We start from the raw sequence: 20,377 nt of genomic DNA, 5'->3' as shown, positions 1-20,377 counted from the left end.
CCTTTTCCCAGCTTAAGGATTCTCGGCGCGATGGCATCGGACGATCTGCCTGTTCCGGTCTTTTCCAAGCCAGTCACCCTGCGTGACGTGGCGGCTGAAGCCGGCGTCAGCGTCGCCACCGCCTCGAAGGCGCTCAACGACCAGGGACGAATGACCGGCGAGACGCGCGAGCGCATTCGCGAGACGGCCCGGCGTCTCGGCTTCCGGCCCAACAGCCTGGCGCAGAGCCTGCTCCGGCGGCGCAGCTTCACCGTCGGCCTGCTCACCAACGACACCTATGGCCGCTTCTCGCTGCCACTGATGTCGGGCATTTCGGACGCGCTGGTCGACAATGGCGTCTCGGTGTTCCTGTGCAATGTCGAGGAGGATCCGCGGCTGGGCCAGATGCATGTCGACGCCATGCTCGACAAGCGCGTCGACGGCATCATCGCCACCGGCAAGCGCATTGATCGCCATTTGCCTGTCGACCTCTCCAATCTGCGCGTCCCGGTGATCTATGCCTTCACGCAGCCCGATCCAGACGCCATCGCCTTTGTTTCCGACGATTCCGACGGCGCCCGGCTGGCGGTCGAGCATTTGTGCCGGCTGGGCTGGAAGCGCATCGCCCATGTCACCGGCCCGGCGAGTTTTGCCGTGGTGCACGCCAGGGCGCGGGCTTACCGCGACGTGCTCATCGAAAACGGCCTGCCGGTCACCGAGCCGCTGCTCGGTTCCTGGTCGGAAGCCTGGGGTCACGAGGCGGTGGCGCACCTGTTCGACGGCGGGAAAGAAAAGCCGGACGCCCTCTTCTGCGGCAACGACCAGATCGCGCGCGGCGTCATCGATGCCTTGCGCGAGCGAGGCCTGAGCGTTCCGGGCGATGTCGGCGTCATCGGTTTCGACAATTGGGAGATCGTGGCCGAGGCGACGCGCCCGCCGCTGACCTCCGTCGACATGAATCTCGTCGCACTCGGGCGCGAAGCCGGATTGACCCTGCTTTCGCTGGTCGGCGGCAAGCCCGCCGCGCCGGGCATTCGAAAACTGCCGTGCCGGCTGGTGGTGCGGCAGTCATGCGGTCATCCGCTGGATGGCTGAAAACCAAGCGCCGCGCAATCGGCGCCAAGCCGCGGAGCGCGGCCAAACCTGGAGGAGGAGAACATGAGGAACCTGATTGCCAAACTGGCCCTGGCCGCTGCCGTTCTGGGTAGCGGTCTCGGCACTGCCGCCGCCGAGACGGCCAACATCTGGGTGCGCGCCGACGGCTCGAATTTCATGCCGAGGATCGTCGACGCCTACAACAAGGCGCACACCAACCAGGTCAAGCTGGACATCATCCCCAATGCCGAGATCATCCCGAAATATGGTGCCGCGGCCGCCGGCGGCACGGCGCCCGACGCGCTATCGCTCGACCTGATCTACACGCCGTCCTTCGCCGCCGCCGGCCAGCTGGAGGACATCACCGACTGGGCCAAGTCCCTGCCCTATTTCGCCAGCCTGTCGCCGGCGCATGTGAAGACCGGCACATACAAGGATCACATTTACGGCCTGCCCTTCTCGGCCGACGCCTCGGTGCTGATCTGGAACAAGAAACTGTTCAAGCAGGCCGGGCTCGACCCTGAAAAAGGCCCGGCCAACTGGGCCGAGATCGCGACCGACGCAGAGAAGGTCAACGCGCTCGGCGGCAACATCAAGGGCTTCTACTTCTCGGGCAATTGCGGCGGCTGCAACATCTTCACCTTCACGCCGCTGATCTGGGCGTCGGGCGGCGACATCCTGTCGGAGGACGGCTCGAAGGCGACGCTGGACAGCCCACAATTGCGCGGCGCCATCGATCTCTACCGCTCGATGGTCAAGAAGGACCTGGTGCCGGCAGGCGCGCAGACCGATACCGGCGCCAACTTCTTTGCTGCCTTCGCCGCCGGCAATATCGGCATCTCGCCGTCCGGCGCCTTCGCCATCGGCGCGCTCAACACCCAGTATCCCGATATCGACTACGGCGTCACCTTCCTGCCGGGCAAGGATAGCGGCTGGTCGTCCTTTGCCGGCGGCGACAATTTCGTCGTCACCAAGGGCACAACGAAACTGCCCGTGGTGAAGGAGTTCCTCGATTTCGCCTACTCGCTCGAGGGCCAGACGATCCTCGCCAAATACGGCAGCCTGCCGGTGCGCGGCGACATCGCGAAGGATGCGCTGAAGGATCTCGATCCGCGCTACCAGATCGCCGCCGAGGCCATGGCCAAGGGCCGCACGCCCTATTCGGTGGTGTTCAACGACCTGATCAACTCCGCCAACGGGCCGTGGACGCAGATGATCAACGAGGTCTTCTTCGGCGACGATGTCGACGGCGCGATCGCCAATGCGCAGGAGACGATGCAGTCGATCATCGACCAGGCGCCGCAGAAATAAGCGGCGTCTGCCGGCCGCCCGCCTGTCTCCCTGGGCGGGTGGCCGCCCCACCTCCCCCTTGAGGGGAGGTCGGACCGCAGGTCCGGGTGGGGTCGCCTCGGAAGTGCTCGACGTTTTTCTTGATGTCGGCGCGCTTCGCAGAAGACCCCACCCCGGCCTTCGGCCGGACCCTCCCCTCGAGGGGGAGGGGGACGCAGTGCCAACGGATGAGCAGCCATGACCGTCATCACCGCAGCAACCACCGCCCCGCCCCGCGCCCGCAAACTCGCCGGCCGCCGGCAGTGGATCGGCCTGCTCTATGTCGCGCCGGCTGTCGCGCTGGTCGTCGTCTTCTTCCTCATCCCGCTCGGCATGACGGCATGGATGTCGCTGCACAACTGGCCGCTCATGGGCGAGCACAGCTACATCGGCCTGGGCAACTATGTCGCCATTCTGCGCGACACAAGGTTCTGGAATGCGCTGCGCTTCACCGCCTACTATACCGTGATCGTCACCATCGCGATCTTCGTGGTGGCGTTTCCGCTGGCGCTGTTCGTCGAACGGCCGCGTCCGCTGACCAATCTCTACCGGACCATGTTCTTCATGCCGGCGGTTGTCGGTTTCGCCTCGGCCAGCCTGCTTTGGTCATGGCTCTTGAATGTCGATTCCGGCCTGTTCAGCCCGGCTGCCTACGATCTCGGCCTGATCGACAAGAAATTCAACCTGCTGGCCACCTTCCAGCCGGCCTTCTGGTCGATCATCGCCATGGTCGTCTGGAAGGTTGCCGGCTTCACCATGATCATCCTGATGGCCGGCCTGCAATCGATCCCGCAGGACCTGCAGGAGGCGGCCGTCATCGACGGCGCCGGGCCGTTCGCCAGGTTCCGGGCGATCACTTTGCCGCTGATGCGCCGCACGCTGGCGCTCGCGCTGATATTGTCTGTCGCCGGCTCGATCCTCGCCTTCGACCAGTTCTACATCATCCTGCGCGGCGGCCCGCGCAACCAGACGCTGACGGCGGTCTACTGGATCTTCAACCAGTCCTTCGTCTCGTTCAAGCTCGGCTATGGTGCCGCGCTCTCGATGGTGCTGCTCGTCGTCCTGGTGGCGCTTAGCCTCGTCCAGCTGTGGCTGCTGCGCAAGCCGGAGGGGCTCGACTGATGGCGCAGGCCGCTTCCCGCAACCGCCGGCTCCTGGCTCGCATCGGCGAGCATTCGACCGGCATCATCGCCTCGGTGCTGTTTGCGGCGCCGATCGTCTGGGCGGTGCTGTCGGCGTTCAAGCCGGCGGCCGAAGCACGCCTGCCGCCGCTGCCGCCCTGGCCAACCTCAGGCTTCTCGCTGGAGAATTACGCCACGCTCAACAGCTTCGGCGACGGGCTCTGGGTCTCGGCGCAAAACAGCATCTACGTCTCGGTGATGACCGTGCTGCTGTCGGTCGCCGTCAGCGTGCTGGCCGGTTACGGTTTTTCGCGGTTTCGGTTTCCGTTCAAGGACCTGTTCTTCATCCTCATCCTGTCGACGATCATGATCCCGTTCCAGTCGATCCTGACGCCCATCTTCCTGGTGCTGACCAAGCTTGGCCTGCACAACACGCTGACCGGCCTGGTCGGCGTCTATGTGACGCTGCAACTGCCGTTCTCGATCTTCATGATGCGCAACGCCTTCGACGCCGTGCCGCGCGAGATCGAGGAAGCCGCCCGCATGGACGGCGCCGGCAATGTCACCATGCTTTTGAAGGTGATGCTGCCGCTGGTTTGGCCGGGCGTCGTCACCATCGCGCTGTTTGCCTTCCTCGGCGCCTGGAACGAATTCCTGGCAGCACTGGTGCTGATGACCGACCAGTCCAAGTTCACGCTGCCGGTGATGATGACGGCACTGCAGTCGGGCCGCTTCGGCGCCATCGACTGGGGTGCGGTGCAGGCGGGCGTCACCGTGATGATGGTGCCCTGCCTCATCCTGTTCCTGGTCCTGCAGCGCTTCTACATCCGCGGCCTGATGGCCGGGGCCGTGAAATAGACCGACCGAATGGAGTAAGTTCATGACCGCATCGCCATCCGCAAAAACCGGGAAACCAAAGCTCGCCTTCCGCCCGCTGCCGGTGCCGCAGGTCGACGTGCACGGCTTCTGGGGCGACCGCGCCGACGCGGTGGCCACGCGCACCGCCGATATCCTCTACGACCGCTGCGTCGAGGCCCGGATGCTGGAGCAGATCGACCCGGACCGGCCCTCGCCAGGCGTCGTCATTCCTTTCCACTCGCCCTCGCCCGACGAGGCCGACCGCCAGGGCGCGGAATTCACGGGATCGACGGTGACCACGCAGATGTTCTGGGATTCCGATCTCGGCAAGACGATCGAGACCGCGGCCTATTCGCTCTACCGGCGCAAGAACCCCGAACTGGAGAAGAAGATCGATGCCGTCATCGACATGTACGGCAAGCTGCAGCAAGAGGACGGCTATCTCTCCAGCTGGTACCAGCGCATCCAGCCGGGCAAGCGCTGGACCAATCTGCGCGACTGCCATGAGCTCTATTGCGCCGGCCATCTGATCGAGGGCGCGGTCGCCTATTACCAGGCGACGGGAAAACGCAAGCTGCTCGACATCATGTGCCGCTATGCCGACCATATCGCATCGGTGCTTGGCCCCGAGCCCGGCAAGAAGAAGGGCTATTGCGGCCACGAGGAGATCGAGCTGGCGCTGGTCAAGCTGGCGCGGGTGACCGGCGAGCGGAAATACATGGACCTCGCCAAATACTTCATCGACCAGCGCGGCCAGCAGCCGCATTATTTCGACGAGGAGGCGCGCGCCCGTGGCGCCGACCCGAAGGCCTATCATTTCAAGACCTATGAATACAGCCAGTCGCACATTCCAGTGCGCGAGCAAGACAAGGTCGTCGGCCACGCGGTCAGGGCGATGTACCTCTATTCGGGCATGGCCGACATCGCCACCGAATATGGCGACGACAGCTTGCGCGTGGCACTCGACCGTCTGTGGGACGATCTCACCACCAAGAGCCTCTACATCACCGGCGGGCTCGGGCCGTCGGCTCACAATGAAGGTTTCACCAGCGACTACGACCTGCCCAACGAAAGCGCCTATGCCGAGACCTGTGCCGCGGTCGGACTGGTGTTCTGGGCCAGCCGCATGCTCGGCATGGGGCCGAACGCCCGTTACGCCGACATGATGGAACGCGCCCTCTACAATGGCTCGATCTCGGGCCTGTCGCTTGACGGCTCGCTGTTCTTCTACGAGAACCCGCTCGAAAGCCGAGGCGCCCACAATCGCTGGAAATGGCACCGCTGCCCATGCTGTCCGCCCAATATCGGGCGCATGGTCGCCTCGATCGGCAGCTATTTCTACAGCCTGGCCGACGACGCGCTGGCCGTCCATCTCTATGGCGACTCGACCGCCCGCTTCGACATATCAGGCACACCGGTGAGCCTGACGCAGGCAAGCCGCTATCCCTGGGACGGCGCCGTCGAGTTCACGCTCGAGCCGCGGTCGCCGCTTGAGTTCACGCTGCATTTGCGCATCCCGGCGTGGAGCACCGGCGCCGCGCTCAAGGTCAATGGTGAGGCGGTCAAGCTGGCGGATGTCACCAGCGACGGCTACGCCGCGATCCGGCGGACATGGAAAAAGGGCGACCAGGTGCGGCTCGATCTCGAAATGCCGATCGAGCGGCTCTACGCCAACCCGCGGGTGCGCCAGGATGCCGGCCGCGTCGCGCTGTCGCGCGGTCCGCTGATCTACTGCGTCGAGGCGACCGACAATGACAGCCAACTGCATCGGCTGACGCTGCCGAGGACGGCCAGCCTCGAAGCGCGGGATCGGCCGGAGCTTCTCGGCGGCGTGGTGACGCTGTCGGCTGTCGCGCAAGCCGATGCCACAGACGGATGGCAAAGCGAGCTCTACAGGCCCGAACCGCCGGCCACGACAGCGACGCGCCTGACCGCCATTCCCTACTTCGCCTGGGACAACCGCGAGCCCGGCGAAATGCTGGTTTGGCTCAGGGACGGGTGAACGATGTTTGGTGTATCGGCGATGGCGACAACGGATCGAATCCCAGGCACGATTGGTTCCGCGCTTTCCGGCGGAAACGCCTGGACGCCATCAGCAAAAACGGCAGCAACAGGTAGAAGTGCGCTTCCAGCGTGAACCACCTGGTGCTTTTTGCGGTGTTTCTGCTGGTGTCAGCGGCCCCCTTGAGTGCTGGACGCCCGGCTCGGTCGTATGTCCGCTAAACGACCGGAAACCGAACGCCAAAACCTGTCAGGAAATTATGTCCACAAACAACTACCGCGCCGCGACGCTCGCCCGTTCAGATTTAGCGCAGGCGCTGGGTTCTTCCCGATACTGCCGGCCCTCGCCTGCGGCAATCATCCTGCCCGTCAGTGAATAGCGTTTCCTAAGCGACAGGACGGGCTTCTCAATCAAGTGCCATGAGATTGCGGCGACGCAGAGGACGATGATACCTACCGTCAAAGTCAGCGTGACAATGCCGACTACCGTGCCGACGAGGATCGGCGGCCCGACCAGGATAGCGAGCTGGATGAAGGGCATGTGGTAGAGATATACGCCATAAGAATAATCACCACCCTCCAGAATCCTCGGTAACATCAGGCGCGAAACGCCGGCGTATATCGTTATGTAGGTAAGGACCGGCATCAGGACCAGCCGGTATGCAACACTTTCGGTTGCGCTCGTTTCAAGCAGGAGTATGGCGGACGCCGCAACGGCAATGCAGGCACCAAACAGCATCCTGCTCATCGGGATCCTGTCGCGCAACTGATACGCGAGGATGCCGCACAGGAAGGCCGTGATGAGATGGGCGCCGCGGCCGACGAAGAGCGTATGTAGGCCTGAGGCGTTCCCTGCCCCGGCGGACGCGAAATGCTCGACCGCAAGGCCCGCGAGGACAAAGACCGCTAGCAGCAGGACGGTCGCCACCGCCCGCCGCACCACACCTGTCACCATCATGACTGACATGATTGTGTAGCAGCCTATCTCCCATGGAATGGTCCACAGCGCGCCGTTGACCTGCGGCACCGGGTGGCCTGTGAACACACCTGGCAGTTGAAAATGCACCCAGCCGATAATGTTCAGCATATAGCCGAAGAACCCTACATTGGTGAAATAGTCGGCTAGCGGCAGAGTGGTGACGGCTGGACCGATGATGAAGGCGCACACCAGAATATCAACCGCGAGCGCCGGGACGATGCGCAGGACGCGATTGACCAGGAAATCTTGCAGGCTGAGACGTTGGGCGCTGGCGGTGATCAGAAAGCCGCTGAGGGCGAAAAACATCGGCACCAGGCTGTATTCAAGGAACCACAGCACCGGACCGTGCCCCAGCTCCCAGTGGTCGGAATTGGTGAGAACGTGATAGAAAACAATGGAAAAAGCCAGCGCAATGCGTAGAAAATTGAAACCCGGCCCAAAGCCACCATAGCCCGCTAACATGGCCCCAAAGCTCTTCATCAACACTCTCCGCAAACCCGACGCCAACTCGCAACCGCATCTTTGGCCCACGCGCACCGGGTCTAGCGCCGGTGTTCAAGTCATCGTTGGTGGCAGAACTATTTTCAATTCATTAAATTCTCGCTACTTCGACTTCCGAAATAAGGGCATTGCTTCGCAAAATGCTTTGGCCTCAAGCATCCTTGGCCTGTACGCCTCGTATCTCCTCGGCCACCAGTTCCTGAAGCCGCCAAAGATTACGGTCGCGGATGCCGCACGCGTCGAGGTGGCGGATGGTCTCGAACAGATATTGCGCGCCCGAACCCCAATGGCCGACGGCTCTCGCCAGCGTCGCCGCGATCACCTGCTTGTCGAGCTTGCCGGCATAGCGCGGATTGGCGGGATCGACGACGAAGCCGAGCGCGCGGCATAGGCCGTCGCCTGTCCTGACCTGCAGCCAGCGCGGCACGTTGACGGCGGGCAGGACGGTCATCTCGCGGCGCAGCAGCACTTCGAGATTGGCCGCAATAGGTTCGGCGATCTCGAACACCATGCCCTGGCATTGGCCGCCACGATCGAGCGCCATCATCAGGCCGGGCTGCTCGACCGTGCCGCGAAAGCGCTTGACTGTGAAACAGAAGGACCGATGCCACCCCGTCGCCACCGCCCGTTCGCCGCCCCTCACCTCGCCGACCGGTTTCCACAGCAGCGAGCCATAGGCAAACAGTTTTGCCGGCCCCGCTGGGGCCGATGCCAGCACCTCGTCGCGGATACGCGCATAGTCGGCGTCGGTCATGTGAACCATGCCCGGTGTCGGCCCGGCATCCTCGACGGCGCGCATCGTGCGGGCGACGAGTTCCTCGCTCAGCGCCATCGGCGCCTTGCGCGGCGAAACGGCAGAAATCGGCTTGTTCATTTTCGCGCCCCGCCCATCACCGCCATGTTGCCCAAGGCAGCGGGATTCTCAAGGTCCATGTGACCGGCGCGAAATCCGGTGACTGATGCCGGGCGTGCGCGACGTGCTCGCCCGGCTGGTCTGTTCTAGTGTTTGGTGCTCTTGCCGCCGATGGGGATGCGCTTTGTCCTGCTCTGCGCCTTTTCGGACTTCGGCAAAGTGACGAACAGCACGCCGTTGCGGAAATCGGCCGCGACCTTGCCCTCTTCGACTTCGAAGCCGATCGGAATGCGACGTTCGAAACGGCCGTAGAACCGCTCGGAGAACTGACGCTCCTTGTCGTCGGTTTCGGCGTGTTTTTCACCGCGCAACGTCAGGACGCCGTCATCGAGCAACACCTCGATGTCCTTATCCTCCACGCCGGGTATTTCGGCCGTCACACGGATCTCCTTGTCCGTTTCGGAGATTTCCACGCTGGGCCAGCTACCGCCGGCCGAAGAGAACATGGACGGAAGCCGTGAACCGAAGCCGCGAAACATGTCGTCGACAAGGCGGTTCATCTCGCGATGCAGGCTCATGAACGGGTCCTGGTCGCGGTCGCGAAAGAGGGTCGGAGCCTGGTTGGTGTCGCGGCTCCATGGCATTAGATCACGAATGGTCATTGCATTTGTTCCTTTCTTGATCCTGTTTGGTTCGTTTACATGCTCTTGCTGCCATGCTCCGGGGACAATGCGCCGTCTGACCCAGACCCCATTTGCGCTTGCTGTTTTCGCTCCCTTCTGGTCCGATCCGCTCCACCTGGGAAGCGCCCCGGACCGGTCTCGCGCGCCTTCATCGCCTCCGGCACCTGGTGCCCGAGTTCGATGGTCACAACGCCATCGGCCAACGCGGCGCCGCCATGAAGCCGGCACCCGCGTCGGCACCGGTATGATCGATTTGGGGTTCGTCGCGGTGGGGTCAAGACCCGGCAATGCAATGTGATCGTTGACCGCGGTGGCGGGGGCCCGCCGGCCGGTGCGAAATCCCTCGGCCATTCCGGACGCCGCGGAACGAGATCACGTGCGAGGCGTTTTATCTGGTTGGAGGGCGCCATGAACGATGCGCCGGCAACGCCCATCGGCAGATCGCTTTCGCCAAGTGAACTGGTCACCGTGATGTCGCATTTCCACCGCGCGGAGATTGCGCGCATGGCCGGCTGGCGCGACCGCCTCGACCGTACGAGCAATTGGGCGATCACCGTTGTCGCCGCCATGCTGTCGGTGTCGCTGTCGACGGCCAGCGCCCATCACGGCGTGCTGCTTTTCGCCATGCTGCTGATCCTGCTGCTGCTGTGGATCGAGGCGCGCCGCTATCGGTTCTTCGATTTCTATCGGGCTCGCGTGCGTCAGTTCGAGCGCCACTATTTCGCACAAATCTTCTCCCCCCAACCCGACTTCGCCTCGGATTGGCTGCTCATCGTCGGCGAAGGTCTGCGCGCGCCGAAATTCCTGCTGTCGCAACGTGTCGCGCTGGCGCGCCGCCTGCGGCGAAATTACCTCTATCTCTTCCTGATCCTGCTGCTGGCCTGGGTAGTGAAGATATCGACCCCCAGCCTTCAGGCCGTAGGTGTCAGGACCGGCTTTGTCGGCTCGCTTCGCGAGGCCGTCGACAGCGCTGCCCTTGGCCCGATTCCCGGTGTGGCGATCGTGGCAATTGTTGCGGCATTCTATGTCGGGCTGTTCGCCATTGCCTTCTTCGCGGCCGGCGACGACGGCGAACTTTCCTTCGGCGACGTCCATGTTTGACGCTGGCGACAGCCGGCTGCAACGCAAATGACGGCCCGCACATTGGATGGTCAGTCCGCCGAGGCGTTTTGAGCGTATCCGCTCCGCGGAGGCCGGGCAGAGATGGTTACCGAGATCGGCGCTTGATCTGCCCTTTCACAGGAGACCGATTTTCGAGCCTAGAGGCCGAAAAACTGCTTGCCGATCATGTAGCCCAGTGCCGCCACGACCAGCGGGAACAGCGCCGGTGCGGCCTTGCTGAACACGGAGACCTTGGCGTCCTTTGGCGGCATATAACGTGCGTTGCCGAGATTCTTGGTCATGGCTTGTCCCAGATTCGAATTGAACATTAGCAAATGCTGATTAACAGCATGGTCGCCTTAACGGCTTGCAAAGAAATTAGATCGAATAGCCGACCATTTGGCCGGGGCGCGAGGTTGAACAGAGCACGCCATGCGGGCGCCAGCCGGACAGGTTGCGGCCCCGCGCCTTAAAAAATTCGAGAGCCTATGTCGGACTGGCCACGCCTCGTTCGTCCTTTGGGCACTGAACAAACAACCATGAAAGGATCCAGCATATGCCCGGCACCGTACGTTTGCATCGCGTTCTGACGACCAGCCCCGAGAAAGTCTATCGCGCATTCGTTGAAGCGGACGCGCTGGCGAAGTGGCTTCCGCCGAACGGCTTCACCTGCACGGTCCATCACCTCGAGGCAAAGGTCGGCGGCACGTTCAAGATGTCCTTCCGCAACTTCACCACCGGCGACAGTCATTCCTTCGGCGGCGAGTATCTCGAACTCGTTCCGGGCGAACGCCTGCTCTACACCGACAGGTTCGACGACCCCAATCTGCCCGGCGAGATCCAGGTGACCGTCGTCTTGAAAAAGGTGTCGGTCGGCACTGAGGTTGACATCACCCAGGCCGGCATTCCGGACGTCATTCCGGTCGAGGCCTGCTATCTCGGCTGGCAGGAGTCGCTCAGAAACCTGGCAAGGCTCGTCGAACCCGAGATCAATCAATAAGCTGGAGCCCGGCGCCAGCGGCGACCGCGTATTGAGGTTGACCGAACGATGGTGCGCGGGAATCCTTCCCGGGCAAAGGGAGGTCTTTCATGCGACGTTTGCTGCTCGTGCTGTCCGCTTTGATCCTGGCCACATCGGCGGAGGCCAGAACTCTCTACTACGGTTCCAGGGCGGGAATGGAGGTCACCATCGTCAAGACATCCGGCATCGGGTCCTCCGATGCCAGGATCGTGGCCAAGCACACAAGGCGGAATGCGACCGCCTTCTGCCGCGACTATGTTGGCAAGGTGACCGAGGAGTGCATTGCCAAGGAGTTGCAGACGCCCTTGCATCTTGAGATATCAGCCAATTGCAGGACCGGCAAATTCACCACCTTCTACGGCGCGAACATGTTCTTCCAGGGCCGCAATCCCGACGCAGGCGCGACGACGGATTACCTGATATCGGACACCGACGAAAACGTGGTGCTGGATGGCTCGGGAGCTTCCGGATACGACTATACGCTGGACCAGTTCAAAGCCCTGTGCCCCAGCCGGGTGCGCTAAGACCATTCGCGGGACGTGCCGCATTTTCTGGCCCGCTAAAGCCTGAGGATTGGAGTGTGGCAGACGCGGCCATTTGTCGATACTCGTCATCGCATTCTGACACGCCGCGTCCGGGCGTGTCAGAATGCAGCGGAGGCTAAAAAGCATGACCCTGACCAATCGAGACATCGTCGAATTGACCGCGTGGCGGCGCCAGTTGCACCAGCATCCGGAAATCTCGAACGAAGAAGAGAAGACGGCAAAGGAGGTCGTCGACTTCCTCGCCGATACGGGACCGGACAAGGTGCTGACCGGATTGGGCGGCCACGGCGTCGCGGCCATATACGACAGCCGCAGGCCTGGACCGACGGTGCTGTTCCGCTCGGAACTCGATGCCTTGCCGATCGAGGAGCTTTCAGGCGTGCCGCATTCGTCGCGCGTGCCGGGCAAGTCGCATATGTGCGGCCATGACGGACACACGGCGATCCTGGCGTCCCTCGGCCGCCAGTTGGGGCGCGAGAGGCCTGCAAGCGGCCGCGTCGTGCTGATGTTCCAGCCGGCGGAAGAAACCGGCAACGGCGCGGCCGGCGTCGTCGCCGATCCCCGCTTCGGCGAGATCGCGCCGGATTTCGCTTTCTCGCTGCACAATTTGCCCGGCGTGCCGTTCGGCGAGGTGCGGCTCAAAACCGGCGTGGTCAACTGCGCCTCACGCGGCATGCGCATCGTGCTGGAGGGCAAGACCGCGCATTCGTCGATGCCGGAGACCGGCGTCTCGCCGATGCTGGCGATCAGCCAACTGATGCCGGCCCTGCCCGCGCTCGGGCGCGGAACCTTCGCCGATGACGACTTCAGCATGGTCACCGTCACCCACGCCGCGATGGGCGAAGCCGTGTTCGGCATCGCGCCTGGTCATGCCGAGGTGTGGGCGACGCTGCGGACCCGACGCGACGAGCGCATGGCAGACCTGTGCGCCGCCGCCGAGGCGCTGGTCACGAAGATTGCTGGCGAGCATCGCCTCGCTGCCCGGTGGGACTATCACGAGGTCTTCGTCGCAAGCGTCAATGCACCGGACGCGGTGGAGCACCTGCAACGCGCGCTCAACGAAGAGGGCGTCGCGCACGGCGAAGAAGCCCTGCCGATGCGCGCTTCGGAAGATTTCGGCCTGTTCGGCCACAGCGCTTCATCGGCGATGTTCTTCCTGGGTGCGGGCGAGCGGCACTCTGCGTTGCACAATCCGGACTATGATTTTCCCGACGACCTGATCCCGATCGGCTCAAGGATCTTCATGCGCACGGCACGCAATCTTCTGGGCTGATCTCTGCCTGACGAGGAAAAACGGCGACCCACTGAGGACTATGACGCGAAGCGGTCGGCAGCGCTTGGCGGCTTGCTTCCGCCAGGGTGGCGAGAGACGGTCGGCGACCTATGTCACAAGAGCGTGGGTGGGACCCGACGGAAACCCGGCTTCGGATCGAAAGGAACACGCAATGCCAAAGACGCCGAAGAACACGATTTGCCTCTGGTTCGACAAGGACGCCGAGGCCGCGGCTCGCTTCTACGCAGAGACCTTTCCAGACACCAAGGTAGGCGCCGTTCACCGTGCGCCGAGCGACTATCCATCCGGCAAGGAGGGCGATGTGTTGACGGTCGAATTCACCGTCGCCGGCATTCCCTGCATCGGATTGAACGGCGGCTCGGCGTTCAAACAGAGCGAGGCCTTCTCGTTCCAGATCGCCACCGACGATCAGCAGGAAACCGACCGCTACTGGAATGCCATTGTCGGCAATGGCGGCCAGGAAAGCGCGTGCGGCTGGTGCAAGGACAAATGGGGCGTGTCCTGGCAAATCACCCCGCGCACACTGACCGAGGCGATGGCGGCCGGCGGCGGCGAAGCCAAGCGTGCGTTCGATGCTATGATGGACATGAAGAAGATAGACGTCGCGGCGATCGACGCGGCCCGGCGCGGCTGACGCTCTTTCGCAGCTGAGTTGCTATCTGACCTTGATGACCACCTTGCCCTTGGCGCGTCCTGTCTCGACATAGGCCAGAGCCTCATTGGTCGCTTCGAACGGAAAGATGCGATCGACAACCGGGCGGATTGCTCCGGATTCGATGAGCGACGTGATCTTGCCCAGTTGATCACCCTGCGCCCACATGAAAAGGAATGAAAACCCCACGCCCCGGCGTTTGGCTTTGGTCCGGATACCGCGGCTCAACAAGCGTAGTATCAGCCTCAGCACGGGGTTCAGTCCCTTTTCCCGGGCAAAGTCGGGATCCGGCGGACCGGAGATGGAGATGAGCTTGCCACCCGGTTTCACCACATTCAGGGACTTTTCAAGCGTTTTGGCGTCCTGGCTGTTCAAGACCACGTCGTAGCCCGACAGGACTTTCTCGAAGTCATCTTTCCTGTAGTCGACGACGACATCGGCGCCGAGCCCCTTGACCAGATCGACACTTGCCGCACTGGCGGTGGTCGCAACCGTCGCGCCGAGGTGCTTTGCCAATTGGATGGCGAATGTCCCCACGCCGCCGGAGCCAGCCTGAATGAAGACCTTCTGGCCTTTCTTCAGGTTTGCCCTTCCGACGAGCGCCTGCCAGGCGGTCAGACCGACCAGCGGGATCGAGGCCGCCTCTTCCATGCTGAGGTTTTTGGGCTTCAAGGCCACGTCGGCTTCATCCATGGCGATGAACTCGGCGAATGTCCCGATCCGGCCATCGCGCGGCCGCGCATAGACATCGTCGCCAGGTTTGAACTTGCGGACTTTCGATCCCACGCGGACAACCGTCCCGGCCACGTCATGGCCCAGGATGAAGGGCCGGCGATAGGGCAGGATAAGCTTGAACTCTCCGGTTTTGACCTTGGAATCGAGGAGGTTCACCCCTGCGGCATGGACCTCGACCAGGACATCGCTATCCCCGAGTTCCGGTTCCGGCATCTCGGCCAATCGCAGAGTGTCCTTCTTGCTATATTTGTCGACGACGAATGCCTTCATGGCAGTGACTTTCTGAAAATGTTTGTTGATGCTCCGGGAGGGAACCGCCCGGAGGAGAGGCGTCAGGCATCGAGAAAGGCCAGGGCTTTCAAGACGAAATCGGCGTGGTTCTGGAAGACCCCGCCGTGCCCGGCATCCGGATAGATCACCAGTTGCGCCCCAGGGATACGCCGGGCGAGATCGTGGGTGTTGCCGCTTGGCACCATCCTGTCGTGATCGCCGTTCGCAACCAAGGCAGGAATGCGGATGGCGCTCAGGTCTTGCGGCGCCTGCAGTCCGTAAGCCTTGATCGCCTTGAGCTGGGCGCCGAACGCGCTCAGCGATACCGGCTTGTCGCGATCGGCCTGGCGCTCCGTCAGCCGCTGCAGGAATGCTTTGGCGGCGCGGCGCCCATTCGCCGTCCTTGTGAAGAAGAGATAGTATTTCGGATCCCGAAGAGTGAGCGCCCCCTTGATCATGTCGAAGATCGTCAACGGCGTCACCTTGTCGATGCCTTCGCCACCGGCCGGCCCGGTGCCGGCCAGGATTAGCTTGCGCACAAGCGTGGGCTCGGTCAGCACAATCTCCTGCGCCACGAAGCCGCCGAGCGAAAAGCCGAAGAGATCGACTTGCTCGAACCCCAACGCCCTGATGAAGGCGACCGCATCCCGTGCCATCCCGGCTATGCTTGACGGCGTTTTGCCGCCCGAAGCACCGATGCCCCTGTTGTCGAAGGCAATCACTCGACGGTTCGCGGCGAGGCCATCGACGATGCGTGGATCAAAATTGTCCAGTTGAGCGCCGAGATGGTTGAGCAGGATCACCGGTACGCCGGTCTTGGGGCCGAGTTCCCGGTAGACGAACGCCGTGCCGCCGACATCCACCGAGCGCGTTGGCGTGTCCTGGAACGATGCCCGTGAGCGGGGCGACTGATTGAATCCATGCGTCATGCTTGGCACCTCCATCTGGTGGGGCCCGGGCAATTGCGTTGTCGTTGCTAATCGCATGTGCGTGAAACCTTCTGCTCGCTGTTCTTCAAACCGGCAGGCGGAACTGCTTGCGCAGGCTCTTGTCGAATATTCCTGCGGGGGCAAAGCGGCGCAGCAGGCTGACCTGCCGCGCTGCCCTGCCGGCAGTATAGCGCCGTCGCGGATTGGCATCGGTCGCCGCCTTGACGACCACCTGCGCCACCACTTCCGGCCGGTCGGCTACAGGCATCACATCGCGAAGCAGCGCTTCGAGCCCGGCTCGAGCCCGATCGTATTCTTTCAACAGAGAATCCGGCTCGAGCCCGTTCTGGTCGAAGACGGTGCGGACGAATGCCGGCTCGATGACGGAGACGCGGATATTGAAGGCACGAACCTCGTGATCGAGCGATTCCGAATAGCCCTCGAGCGCGTGCTTGACCGCCGAATAATGCGCTGAATACGGCGCCGGCACGAGTCCCAATACCGAGCCGATATTGACGATGCGTCCTTCGCCGCGCCGCCGCATCGACGGCAACACCGCATTGGTCATGCGGATGACACCGAACAGATTGACATCGAACAGGGCTTGCACCTGTGCCACGGAGGATTCCTCGGCGCCTCCAAGCAGACCGACGCCGGCATTGTTGACCAGCAGGTCGATCCGGCCGGTCTGCGCGAGCACCGTTGAGACAAGTGCGGCGACGGCCTCACCGTCGGTCACGTCGCAAATCAGCATGGTCACCCCGTCCGGGCCGTTGGCCTTGCGGCGGCTCGTTCCGAAGACAGTGAACCCTGCCCGCACTAGCGCCTCGGCACTGGCGCGGCCAATGCCCGAGGAGGCTCCGGTAACGATCGCGGTTTTTCCCGAATTCATATTCATTTCGTGCTCCAAACTCATGGGGGCTAGCTTTTTTGTGCCCATTGAATTACAGTCATACTATCAGATTATGGCTATAATGCAATAGCAAGGAGGAATAGCAGCCATGCGCTACGAAAAGGGCCGGAAAGACGCGTCACGCAGCCGGATCATGGAGGTAGCCGCCGACCGCTTTCGCGGCGACGGCATAGCCGCCTCCGGACTGGCGACCATCATGAGCGACGCCGGGCTGACGAACGGCGCGTTTTATCCCCACTTCCAATCCAAGGCGGAGCTTGTGCGCGAAAGCGTGGCGGCAGCCATGGAGCTTCAGGCGCAGCAACTGGCGGAAGCATTGGCCTCGGGTGGCCCGTCGATGGCCATAGAGGCGTACCTGTCGGCCGAGCATCGGGACAATCCGGGAAAAGGGTGTGCGTCAGCCGCGCTGCTGCCGGAGCTGGCGCGTCAGCCACCTGAAACGCGCGACGCCTATACCGACCACTTGCTGGCTTTGGTGCGCCAATTGGCCGAGGCATTTCCGCGGGCCAAGGACCCGGAAGGCGTGGCGCTTGCTGTTTTTGCGACGCTCATCGGTGCGCTTCAAATGGCCCGCGCCGTGAAAGGGACCGAATTATCCGATCGCATCCTCGCGGCAGGCAAAGACGCGGCACGGACGTTGGTCCAGCCACACGTGGGCACGTAAAGGACATCCTCAAGCGGATTGGATGCAACGCGAAAGCTGGCCAAGATCTCTGAGCACCAATTTAAATCTTGGTGCGTCTCAATTTCTTATAAGACATGCCTAAGACATGCGGAATCGCTGGCGTAAAGGGGCATGCCGTGGCGAAAGCCACTGACCGACCTTGCCGATTCAGCCGCGACTTGGCGCTGATGGCCGAGATCATCGAGCGGATGAAGGAAAGCGGCCGGCGTTGAAGCATAGCCTACTGCCTACTGCCTACTGCCTTACTTCCCGCAGTGATGATCGTTGATCTTGTTCAACGCATTCGCGTCGGGTCCGACGCGATGGTAGGAGCACGCGCCGGCCGCCGTCGTGACCAGTTGCTGGTCGTAGTAACGCGGACCGCCGAACAGGATGTCGATGAGATCGCCTTCGGCGGGAACGTAGCGTTCGGATTGGACCCGGCGGTCGTGATGCCGGTCGCCAGCGAAGGCCGGGACGCAGAGGCTTGAGCCCATTGCCACAGCGAGAGCTAGGATCGCAACGCATTTCGAGGTCATCGGCAACACCCTCCTGGCCGTCCGGAATCGCACCATACATCCAAAATCGCCAGCCGGACAAAAGTTCCAACGAGGACCGCGATAGGCTCTTGCCGAAGCTGGCCACCTCGCTCATCCATGGTGCGTGGAAATGTGGGACCCGTGATGACCGATGCCGGCCTTCATCTCGTCGAAGCGACGATCGACCAGCTGCGCCGCGCGCTCGATGACGGCACCGTCACCAGCGTCGAGCTGGTCGGGGCGTATCTCAGGCGCATCGCGCATTTCGACCGGCACGGCATAGCCCTCAACGCCGTCCCGGTGCTCAATCCTGACATGTTCATTGAAGCGGCCGCCTCCGACTGGCGGCGCCGCGACGGCGTTGTGCTCGGGCCGCTCGACGGCATCCCCTACACCGCCAAGGACAGCTACAAGGTGTCGGGCCTGACGGTCGCCGCCGGCTCGCCGGCCTTCGAACATCTCATTGCCAATGAGGACGCCTTCACCATTGCCCGGCTGCGCGCCGGCGGCGCCGTGCTGATCGGCCTGACCAATATGCCGCCAATGGCCAATGGCGGCATGCAGCGCGGCGTCTATGGCCGCGCCGAGAGCCCCTACAATTCCGATTACCTGACCGCCGCCTTCGCGTCGGGCTCGTCCAACGGATCAGGCACAGCGACAGCGGCCAGCTTCTGCGCCTTCGGGTTGGGCGAGGAAACCTGGTCGTCCGGCCGGGCGCCCGCCACCAACAACGCGCTGGTCGCCTACACGCCGTCGCGCGGCGTCATTTCGGTGCGCGGCAACTGGCCGCTTGTGCCGACCATGGATGTCGTTGTGCCGCATACGCGCAGCGTCCCCGACATGCTCGAACTGCTCGACGTGATCGTCGCCGACGACCCTGAGACGCGAGGCGATTTCTGGCGTGCGCAGCCTTGGGTCACCCTGCCGAAAAGCTCCGAGGTGCGGCCGCCACGCTATACCGATCTTCCGCTAGCCGGATCTCTGAAAGGCATGCGGCTTGGAGTGCCCAAAATGTATATCGGCCGCGACAGCGAAGCGGACAAGCCGATCGAAACCCGCGAGTCCGTGCTGGCCCTGTGGAAGCAGGCCGCCGCCGATCTCAGTCGGCTTGGCGCCGAGGTGATCGAGGTCGATTTCCCGGTCGTCTCCAACTACGAGCGCGACCGCCCCGGCGCGCGCGGCATGGTCGAGCGCGGATTGGTGCCGCCGGATTTCGCCGAGCGCGAACTCTGGGATCTCTGCATCTGGGGCTGGGACGACTTTTTACGCGCCAATGCCGACCCGGCGCTGCCCGATCTCGCCTCGGTCGATGGCCCGAAAATCTTCCCGCGGCCGCCAGGCACGCTGCCCGACCGCTATGAAGGAGGCTTCGATCTGGCCGAGTATGTCGAGCGCGCGAAATCCGGCGTCACGCCTTTTGCAGACATTCCGACACTCGAGGATGGCCTGAAGGGGCTGGAGGCGACGAGACGGATCGATTTCGAGGACTGGCTGGATGCGCTGGACATCGCGGCGGTGGTGCTGCCCGCCGCCGCCGATGTCGGGCCGTCCGACGCCGACGTCAACGAGGCATCCGCCACCCTTGCCTGGCGCAACGGCACCTGGGTCGCCAACGGCAATCTGGTCTGGCGCCATTTCGGCATCCCGACCGTCACCGTGCCGATGGGAACCATGGCCGATATCGGAATGCCGGTCGGCCTCACTTTTGCTGGCAAGGCCTATGACGATGAAAGACTGCTGCGCATGGCCGGCGATTTCGAACGCTCCACGCAGCGCCGCAGCCGCCCGCCGCGCACGCCCGAGCTGCCCGACGATGTGTTTGTGGACCGCCCCGGCCAAGCCGCCGACACCAAGGCGTCTCCGCTCACCATCACGCTCGCAGCGGAGACGCGGCCTTCCGGCGATCAGGACGAGATCGTCATCACCCTTGACCTGCCGGGTGAAGCCGCCGAGGCGGCCAGCGTCAAAGTGCACATCAACGGCGAGGCGGCCGCCCTGCAGCGGAGCGGGGCACGCTTTAGCGGGCGTGCGTTTGTCCCGGCCGCCGAGCATCAGCGGTTCCACAGCGCCTGGCGCGGCCCGTATGGCTCGATCGTGACGGCGGTGGTGCGCTTGGGGGACGGGCGCACGGCTGGCGCTTATGCGGTCACGGGTGGCATCGGGTGAGCGGAGCGAAAGAACCCAGCACCCGCCGTCGAGTTCCTTCGCGCCCCCCTCTGTCCCGGGGCGCCAAAGCCCCCCCGGCGGGGGGGGGTGGGGGGGGGCGGAGGGGGGGGGCGGGGGGCGGCCCCATGGCGGTGGTACGCCCCCCGGGG

General features: G+C 63.3%; 20 protein-coding genes. 12 read left to right on the top strand and 8 right to left on the bottom strand.

What is annotated here, in order from left to right:
• Positions 1 to 30 precede the first annotated feature (30 nt).
• The 5 genes from NKH19_RS11455 to NKH19_RS11435 all read left to right on the top strand — a co-directional run bounded on the left by NKH19_RS11455 (position 31) and on the right by NKH19_RS11435 (position 6,384).
• On the top strand, positions 31 to 1,074 hold the full coding sequence (locus NKH19_RS11455; RefSeq protein WP_352870508.1) for a LacI family DNA-binding transcriptional regulator: 1,044 nt from the start codon (positions 31 to 33) through the stop codon (positions 1,072 to 1,074).
• A 63-nt stretch (positions 1,075 to 1,137) separates the two neighbouring features.
• Complete coding sequence (locus tag NKH19_RS11450) at positions 1,138 to 2,385, top strand: ABC transporter substrate-binding protein (protein ID WP_352870507.1); 1,248 nt, start codon at positions 1,138 to 1,140, stop codon at positions 2,383 to 2,385.
• A gap of 216 nt (positions 2,386 to 2,601) precedes the next feature.
• The gene (locus tag NKH19_RS11445) at positions 2,602 to 3,525 is read left to right on the top strand and encodes a carbohydrate ABC transporter permease (RefSeq protein ID WP_352870506.1); all 924 of its coding nucleotides are present in this window, start codon (positions 2,602 to 2,604) and stop codon (positions 3,523 to 3,525) included.
• Positions 3,525 to 4,382 carry a carbohydrate ABC transporter permease gene (locus tag NKH19_RS11440; protein WP_352870505.1) on the top strand — a complete coding sequence of 286 codons (858 nt, stop codon included), beginning with the start codon at positions 3,525 to 3,527 and terminating at the stop codon, positions 4,380 to 4,382. Before NKH19_RS11445 ends, NKH19_RS11440 begins: the two co-directional genes overlap by 1 nt.
• Before the next feature lie 22 nt (positions 4,383 to 4,404).
• Entirely contained in the window at positions 4,405 to 6,384 is a 1,980-nt protein-coding gene (locus NKH19_RS11435) for a glycoside hydrolase family 127 protein (RefSeq protein WP_352870504.1), read from the top strand.
• A 273-nt stretch (positions 6,385 to 6,657) separates the two neighbouring features.
• Here the strand turns inward: NKH19_RS11435 and NKH19_RS11430 are convergent, their stop codons facing one another.
• The 3 genes from NKH19_RS11430 to NKH19_RS11420 form a co-directional block, all read right to left on the bottom strand.
• Entirely contained in the window at positions 6,658 to 7,842 is a 1,185-nt protein-coding gene (locus tag NKH19_RS11430) for an acyltransferase family protein (protein WP_352870503.1), read from the bottom strand.
• Between the two features lie 172 nt (positions 7,843 to 8,014).
• The gene (locus NKH19_RS11425; RefSeq protein ID WP_352870502.1) at positions 8,015 to 8,737 is read right to left on the bottom strand and encodes a gamma-glutamylcyclotransferase; all 723 of its coding nucleotides are present in this window, start codon (positions 8,735 to 8,737) and stop codon (positions 8,015 to 8,017) included.
• Positions 8,738 to 8,862: 125 nt separating this feature from the next.
• The gene (locus NKH19_RS11420; RefSeq protein WP_352870522.1) at positions 8,863 to 9,378 is read right to left on the bottom strand and encodes an Hsp20/alpha crystallin family protein; all 516 of its coding nucleotides are present in this window, start codon (positions 9,376 to 9,378) and stop codon (positions 8,863 to 8,865) included.
• Positions 9,379 to 9,807: 429 nt separating this feature from the next.
• Here NKH19_RS11420 and NKH19_RS11415 point away from each other — a divergent pair, with 429 nt between their 5' ends.
• Positions 9,808 to 10,500 carry a DUF2270 domain-containing protein gene (locus tag NKH19_RS11415; RefSeq protein ID WP_352870501.1) on the top strand — a complete coding sequence of 231 codons (693 nt, stop codon included), beginning with the start codon at positions 9,808 to 9,810 and terminating at the stop codon, positions 10,498 to 10,500.
• Positions 10,501 to 10,658: 158 nt separating this feature from the next.
• Here the strand turns inward: NKH19_RS11415 and NKH19_RS11410 are convergent, their stop codons facing one another.
• Positions 10,659 to 10,802, bottom strand: a complete 144-nt coding sequence (locus NKH19_RS11410; RefSeq protein WP_352628923.1) for a hypothetical protein — start codon at positions 10,800 to 10,802, stop codon at positions 10,659 to 10,661.
• Between the two features lie 254 nt (positions 10,803 to 11,056).
• On the opposite strand from NKH19_RS11410, the gene NKH19_RS11405 reads away from it, so the two are divergent.
• From NKH19_RS11405 to NKH19_RS11390, 4 genes are all read left to right on the top strand, one after another.
• Positions 11,057 to 11,500: an SRPBCC family protein gene (locus tag NKH19_RS11405; RefSeq protein WP_352870500.1), complete on the top strand. Its 444-nt coding sequence runs from the start codon at positions 11,057 to 11,059 to the stop codon at positions 11,498 to 11,500.
• 89 nt (positions 11,501 to 11,589) lie between these two features.
• Positions 11,590 to 12,045, top strand: coding sequence for a hypothetical protein (locus NKH19_RS11400; RefSeq protein ID WP_352870499.1), 456 nt, complete (start codon positions 11,590 to 11,592; stop codon positions 12,043 to 12,045).
• A gap of 145 nt (positions 12,046 to 12,190) precedes the next feature.
• The gene (locus NKH19_RS11395; protein ID WP_352870498.1) at positions 12,191 to 13,339 is read left to right on the top strand and encodes an amidohydrolase; all 1,149 of its coding nucleotides are present in this window, start codon (positions 12,191 to 12,193) and stop codon (positions 13,337 to 13,339) included.
• A 172-nt stretch (positions 13,340 to 13,511) separates the two neighbouring features.
• Positions 13,512 to 13,994 (top strand): VOC family protein, encoded by a 483-nt coding sequence (locus NKH19_RS11390; RefSeq protein ID WP_352870497.1) that lies wholly within the window; start codon positions 13,512 to 13,514, stop codon positions 13,992 to 13,994.
• A 21-nt stretch (positions 13,995 to 14,015) separates the two neighbouring features.
• Here NKH19_RS11390 and NKH19_RS11385 read toward each other — a convergent pair whose 3' ends face one another.
• The 3 genes from NKH19_RS11385 to NKH19_RS11375 form a co-directional block, all read right to left on the bottom strand.
• Complete coding sequence (locus tag NKH19_RS11385; RefSeq protein WP_352870496.1) at positions 14,016 to 15,017, bottom strand: NADP-dependent oxidoreductase; 1,002 nt, start codon at positions 15,015 to 15,017, stop codon at positions 14,016 to 14,018.
• A 62-nt stretch (positions 15,018 to 15,079) separates the two neighbouring features.
• Positions 15,080 to 15,946 (bottom strand): alpha/beta fold hydrolase, encoded by an 867-nt coding sequence (locus tag NKH19_RS11380; protein ID WP_352870495.1) that lies wholly within the window; start codon positions 15,944 to 15,946, stop codon positions 15,080 to 15,082.
• Between the two features lie 85 nt (positions 15,947 to 16,031).
• Positions 16,032 to 16,844 (bottom strand): oxidoreductase, encoded by an 813-nt coding sequence (locus NKH19_RS11375; RefSeq protein ID WP_352870494.1) that lies wholly within the window; start codon positions 16,842 to 16,844, stop codon positions 16,032 to 16,034.
• 103 nt (positions 16,845 to 16,947) lie between these two features.
• Here NKH19_RS11375 and NKH19_RS11370 point away from each other — a divergent pair, with 103 nt between their 5' ends.
• Entirely contained in the window at positions 16,948 to 17,523 is a 576-nt protein-coding gene (locus tag NKH19_RS11370; RefSeq protein ID WP_352870493.1) for a TetR/AcrR family transcriptional regulator, read from the top strand.
• Between the two features lie 263 nt (positions 17,524 to 17,786).
• Here NKH19_RS11370 and NKH19_RS11365 read toward each other — a convergent pair whose 3' ends face one another.
• Positions 17,787 to 18,062, bottom strand: coding sequence for a hypothetical protein (locus NKH19_RS11365; protein WP_352870492.1), 276 nt, complete (start codon positions 18,060 to 18,062; stop codon positions 17,787 to 17,789).
• Positions 18,063 to 18,206: 144 nt separating this feature from the next.
• Between NKH19_RS11365 and NKH19_RS11360 the strand changes: the two genes are divergently transcribed.
• On the top strand, positions 18,207 to 20,228 hold the full coding sequence (locus NKH19_RS11360; protein WP_352870491.1) for an amidase: 2,022 nt from the start codon (positions 18,207 to 18,209) through the stop codon (positions 20,226 to 20,228).
• Positions 20,229 to 20,377: the final 149 nt, after the last annotated feature.

It is taken from the genome of Mesorhizobium sp. M1338 (assembly GCF_040318045.1).
GTDB lineage: Bacteria > Pseudomonadota > Alphaproteobacteria > Rhizobiales > Rhizobiaceae > Mesorhizobium.
This window is presented reverse-complemented; position numbering and strand designations above follow the sequence as displayed.

Excerpts from the sequence above, each read along its gene's own strand:
- NKH19_RS11380 (WP_352870495.1), bottom strand. The coding sequence starts at position 15,946 with ATGACGCATGGATTCAATCAGTCGCCCCGCTCACGGGCATCGTTCCAG.
- NKH19_RS11410 (WP_352628923.1), bottom strand. The coding sequence starts at position 10,802 with ATGACCAAGAATCTCGGCAACGCACGTTATATGCCGCCAAAGGACGCC.
- NKH19_RS11420 (WP_352870522.1), bottom strand. The coding sequence starts at position 9,378 with ATGACCATTCGTGATCTAATGCCATGGAGCCGCGACACCAACCAGGCT.
- NKH19_RS11360 (WP_352870491.1), top strand. The coding sequence starts at position 18,207 with ATGACCGATGCCGGCCTTCATCTCGTCGAAGCGACGATCGACCAGCTG.
- NKH19_RS11415 (WP_352870501.1), top strand. The coding sequence starts at position 9,808 with ATGAACGATGCGCCGGCAACGCCCATCGGCAGATCGCTTTCGCCAAGT.
- NKH19_RS11450 (WP_352870507.1), top strand. The coding sequence starts at position 1,138 with ATGAGGAACCTGATTGCCAAACTGGCCCTGGCCGCTGCCGTTCTGGGT.
- NKH19_RS11435 (WP_352870504.1), top strand. The coding sequence starts at position 4,405 with ATGACCGCATCGCCATCCGCAAAAACCGGGAAACCAAAGCTCGCCTTC.
- NKH19_RS11370 (WP_352870493.1), top strand. The coding sequence starts at position 16,948 with ATGCGCTACGAAAAGGGCCGGAAAGACGCGTCACGCAGCCGGATCATG.
- NKH19_RS11445 (WP_352870506.1), top strand. The coding sequence starts at position 2,602 with ATGACCGTCATCACCGCAGCAACCACCGCCCCGCCCCGCGCCCGCAAA.
- NKH19_RS11430 (WP_352870503.1), bottom strand. The coding sequence starts at position 7,842 with ATGAAGAGCTTTGGGGCCATGTTAGCGGGCTATGGTGGCTTTGGGCCG.
- NKH19_RS11400 (WP_352870499.1), top strand. The coding sequence starts at position 11,590 with ATGCGACGTTTGCTGCTCGTGCTGTCCGCTTTGATCCTGGCCACATCG.
- NKH19_RS11385 (WP_352870496.1), bottom strand. The coding sequence starts at position 15,017 with ATGAAGGCATTCGTCGTCGACAAATATAGCAAGAAGGACACTCTGCGA.
- NKH19_RS11405 (WP_352870500.1), top strand. The coding sequence starts at position 11,057 with ATGCCCGGCACCGTACGTTTGCATCGCGTTCTGACGACCAGCCCCGAG.
- NKH19_RS11375 (WP_352870494.1), bottom strand. The coding sequence starts at position 16,844 with ATGAATATGAATTCGGGAAAAACCGCGATCGTTACCGGAGCCTCCTCG.
- NKH19_RS11365 (WP_352870492.1), bottom strand. The coding sequence starts at position 18,062 with ATGACCTCGAAATGCGTTGCGATCCTAGCTCTCGCTGTGGCAATGGGC.
- NKH19_RS11390 (WP_352870497.1), top strand. The coding sequence starts at position 13,512 with ATGCCAAAGACGCCGAAGAACACGATTTGCCTCTGGTTCGACAAGGAC.
- NKH19_RS11455 (WP_352870508.1), top strand. The coding sequence starts at position 31 with ATGGCATCGGACGATCTGCCTGTTCCGGTCTTTTCCAAGCCAGTCACC.
- NKH19_RS11395 (WP_352870498.1), top strand. The coding sequence starts at position 12,191 with ATGACCCTGACCAATCGAGACATCGTCGAATTGACCGCGTGGCGGCGC.
- NKH19_RS11440 (WP_352870505.1), top strand. The coding sequence starts at position 3,525 with ATGGCGCAGGCCGCTTCCCGCAACCGCCGGCTCCTGGCTCGCATCGGC.
- NKH19_RS11425 (WP_352870502.1), bottom strand. The coding sequence starts at position 8,737 with ATGAACAAGCCGATTTCTGCCGTTTCGCCGCGCAAGGCGCCGATGGCG.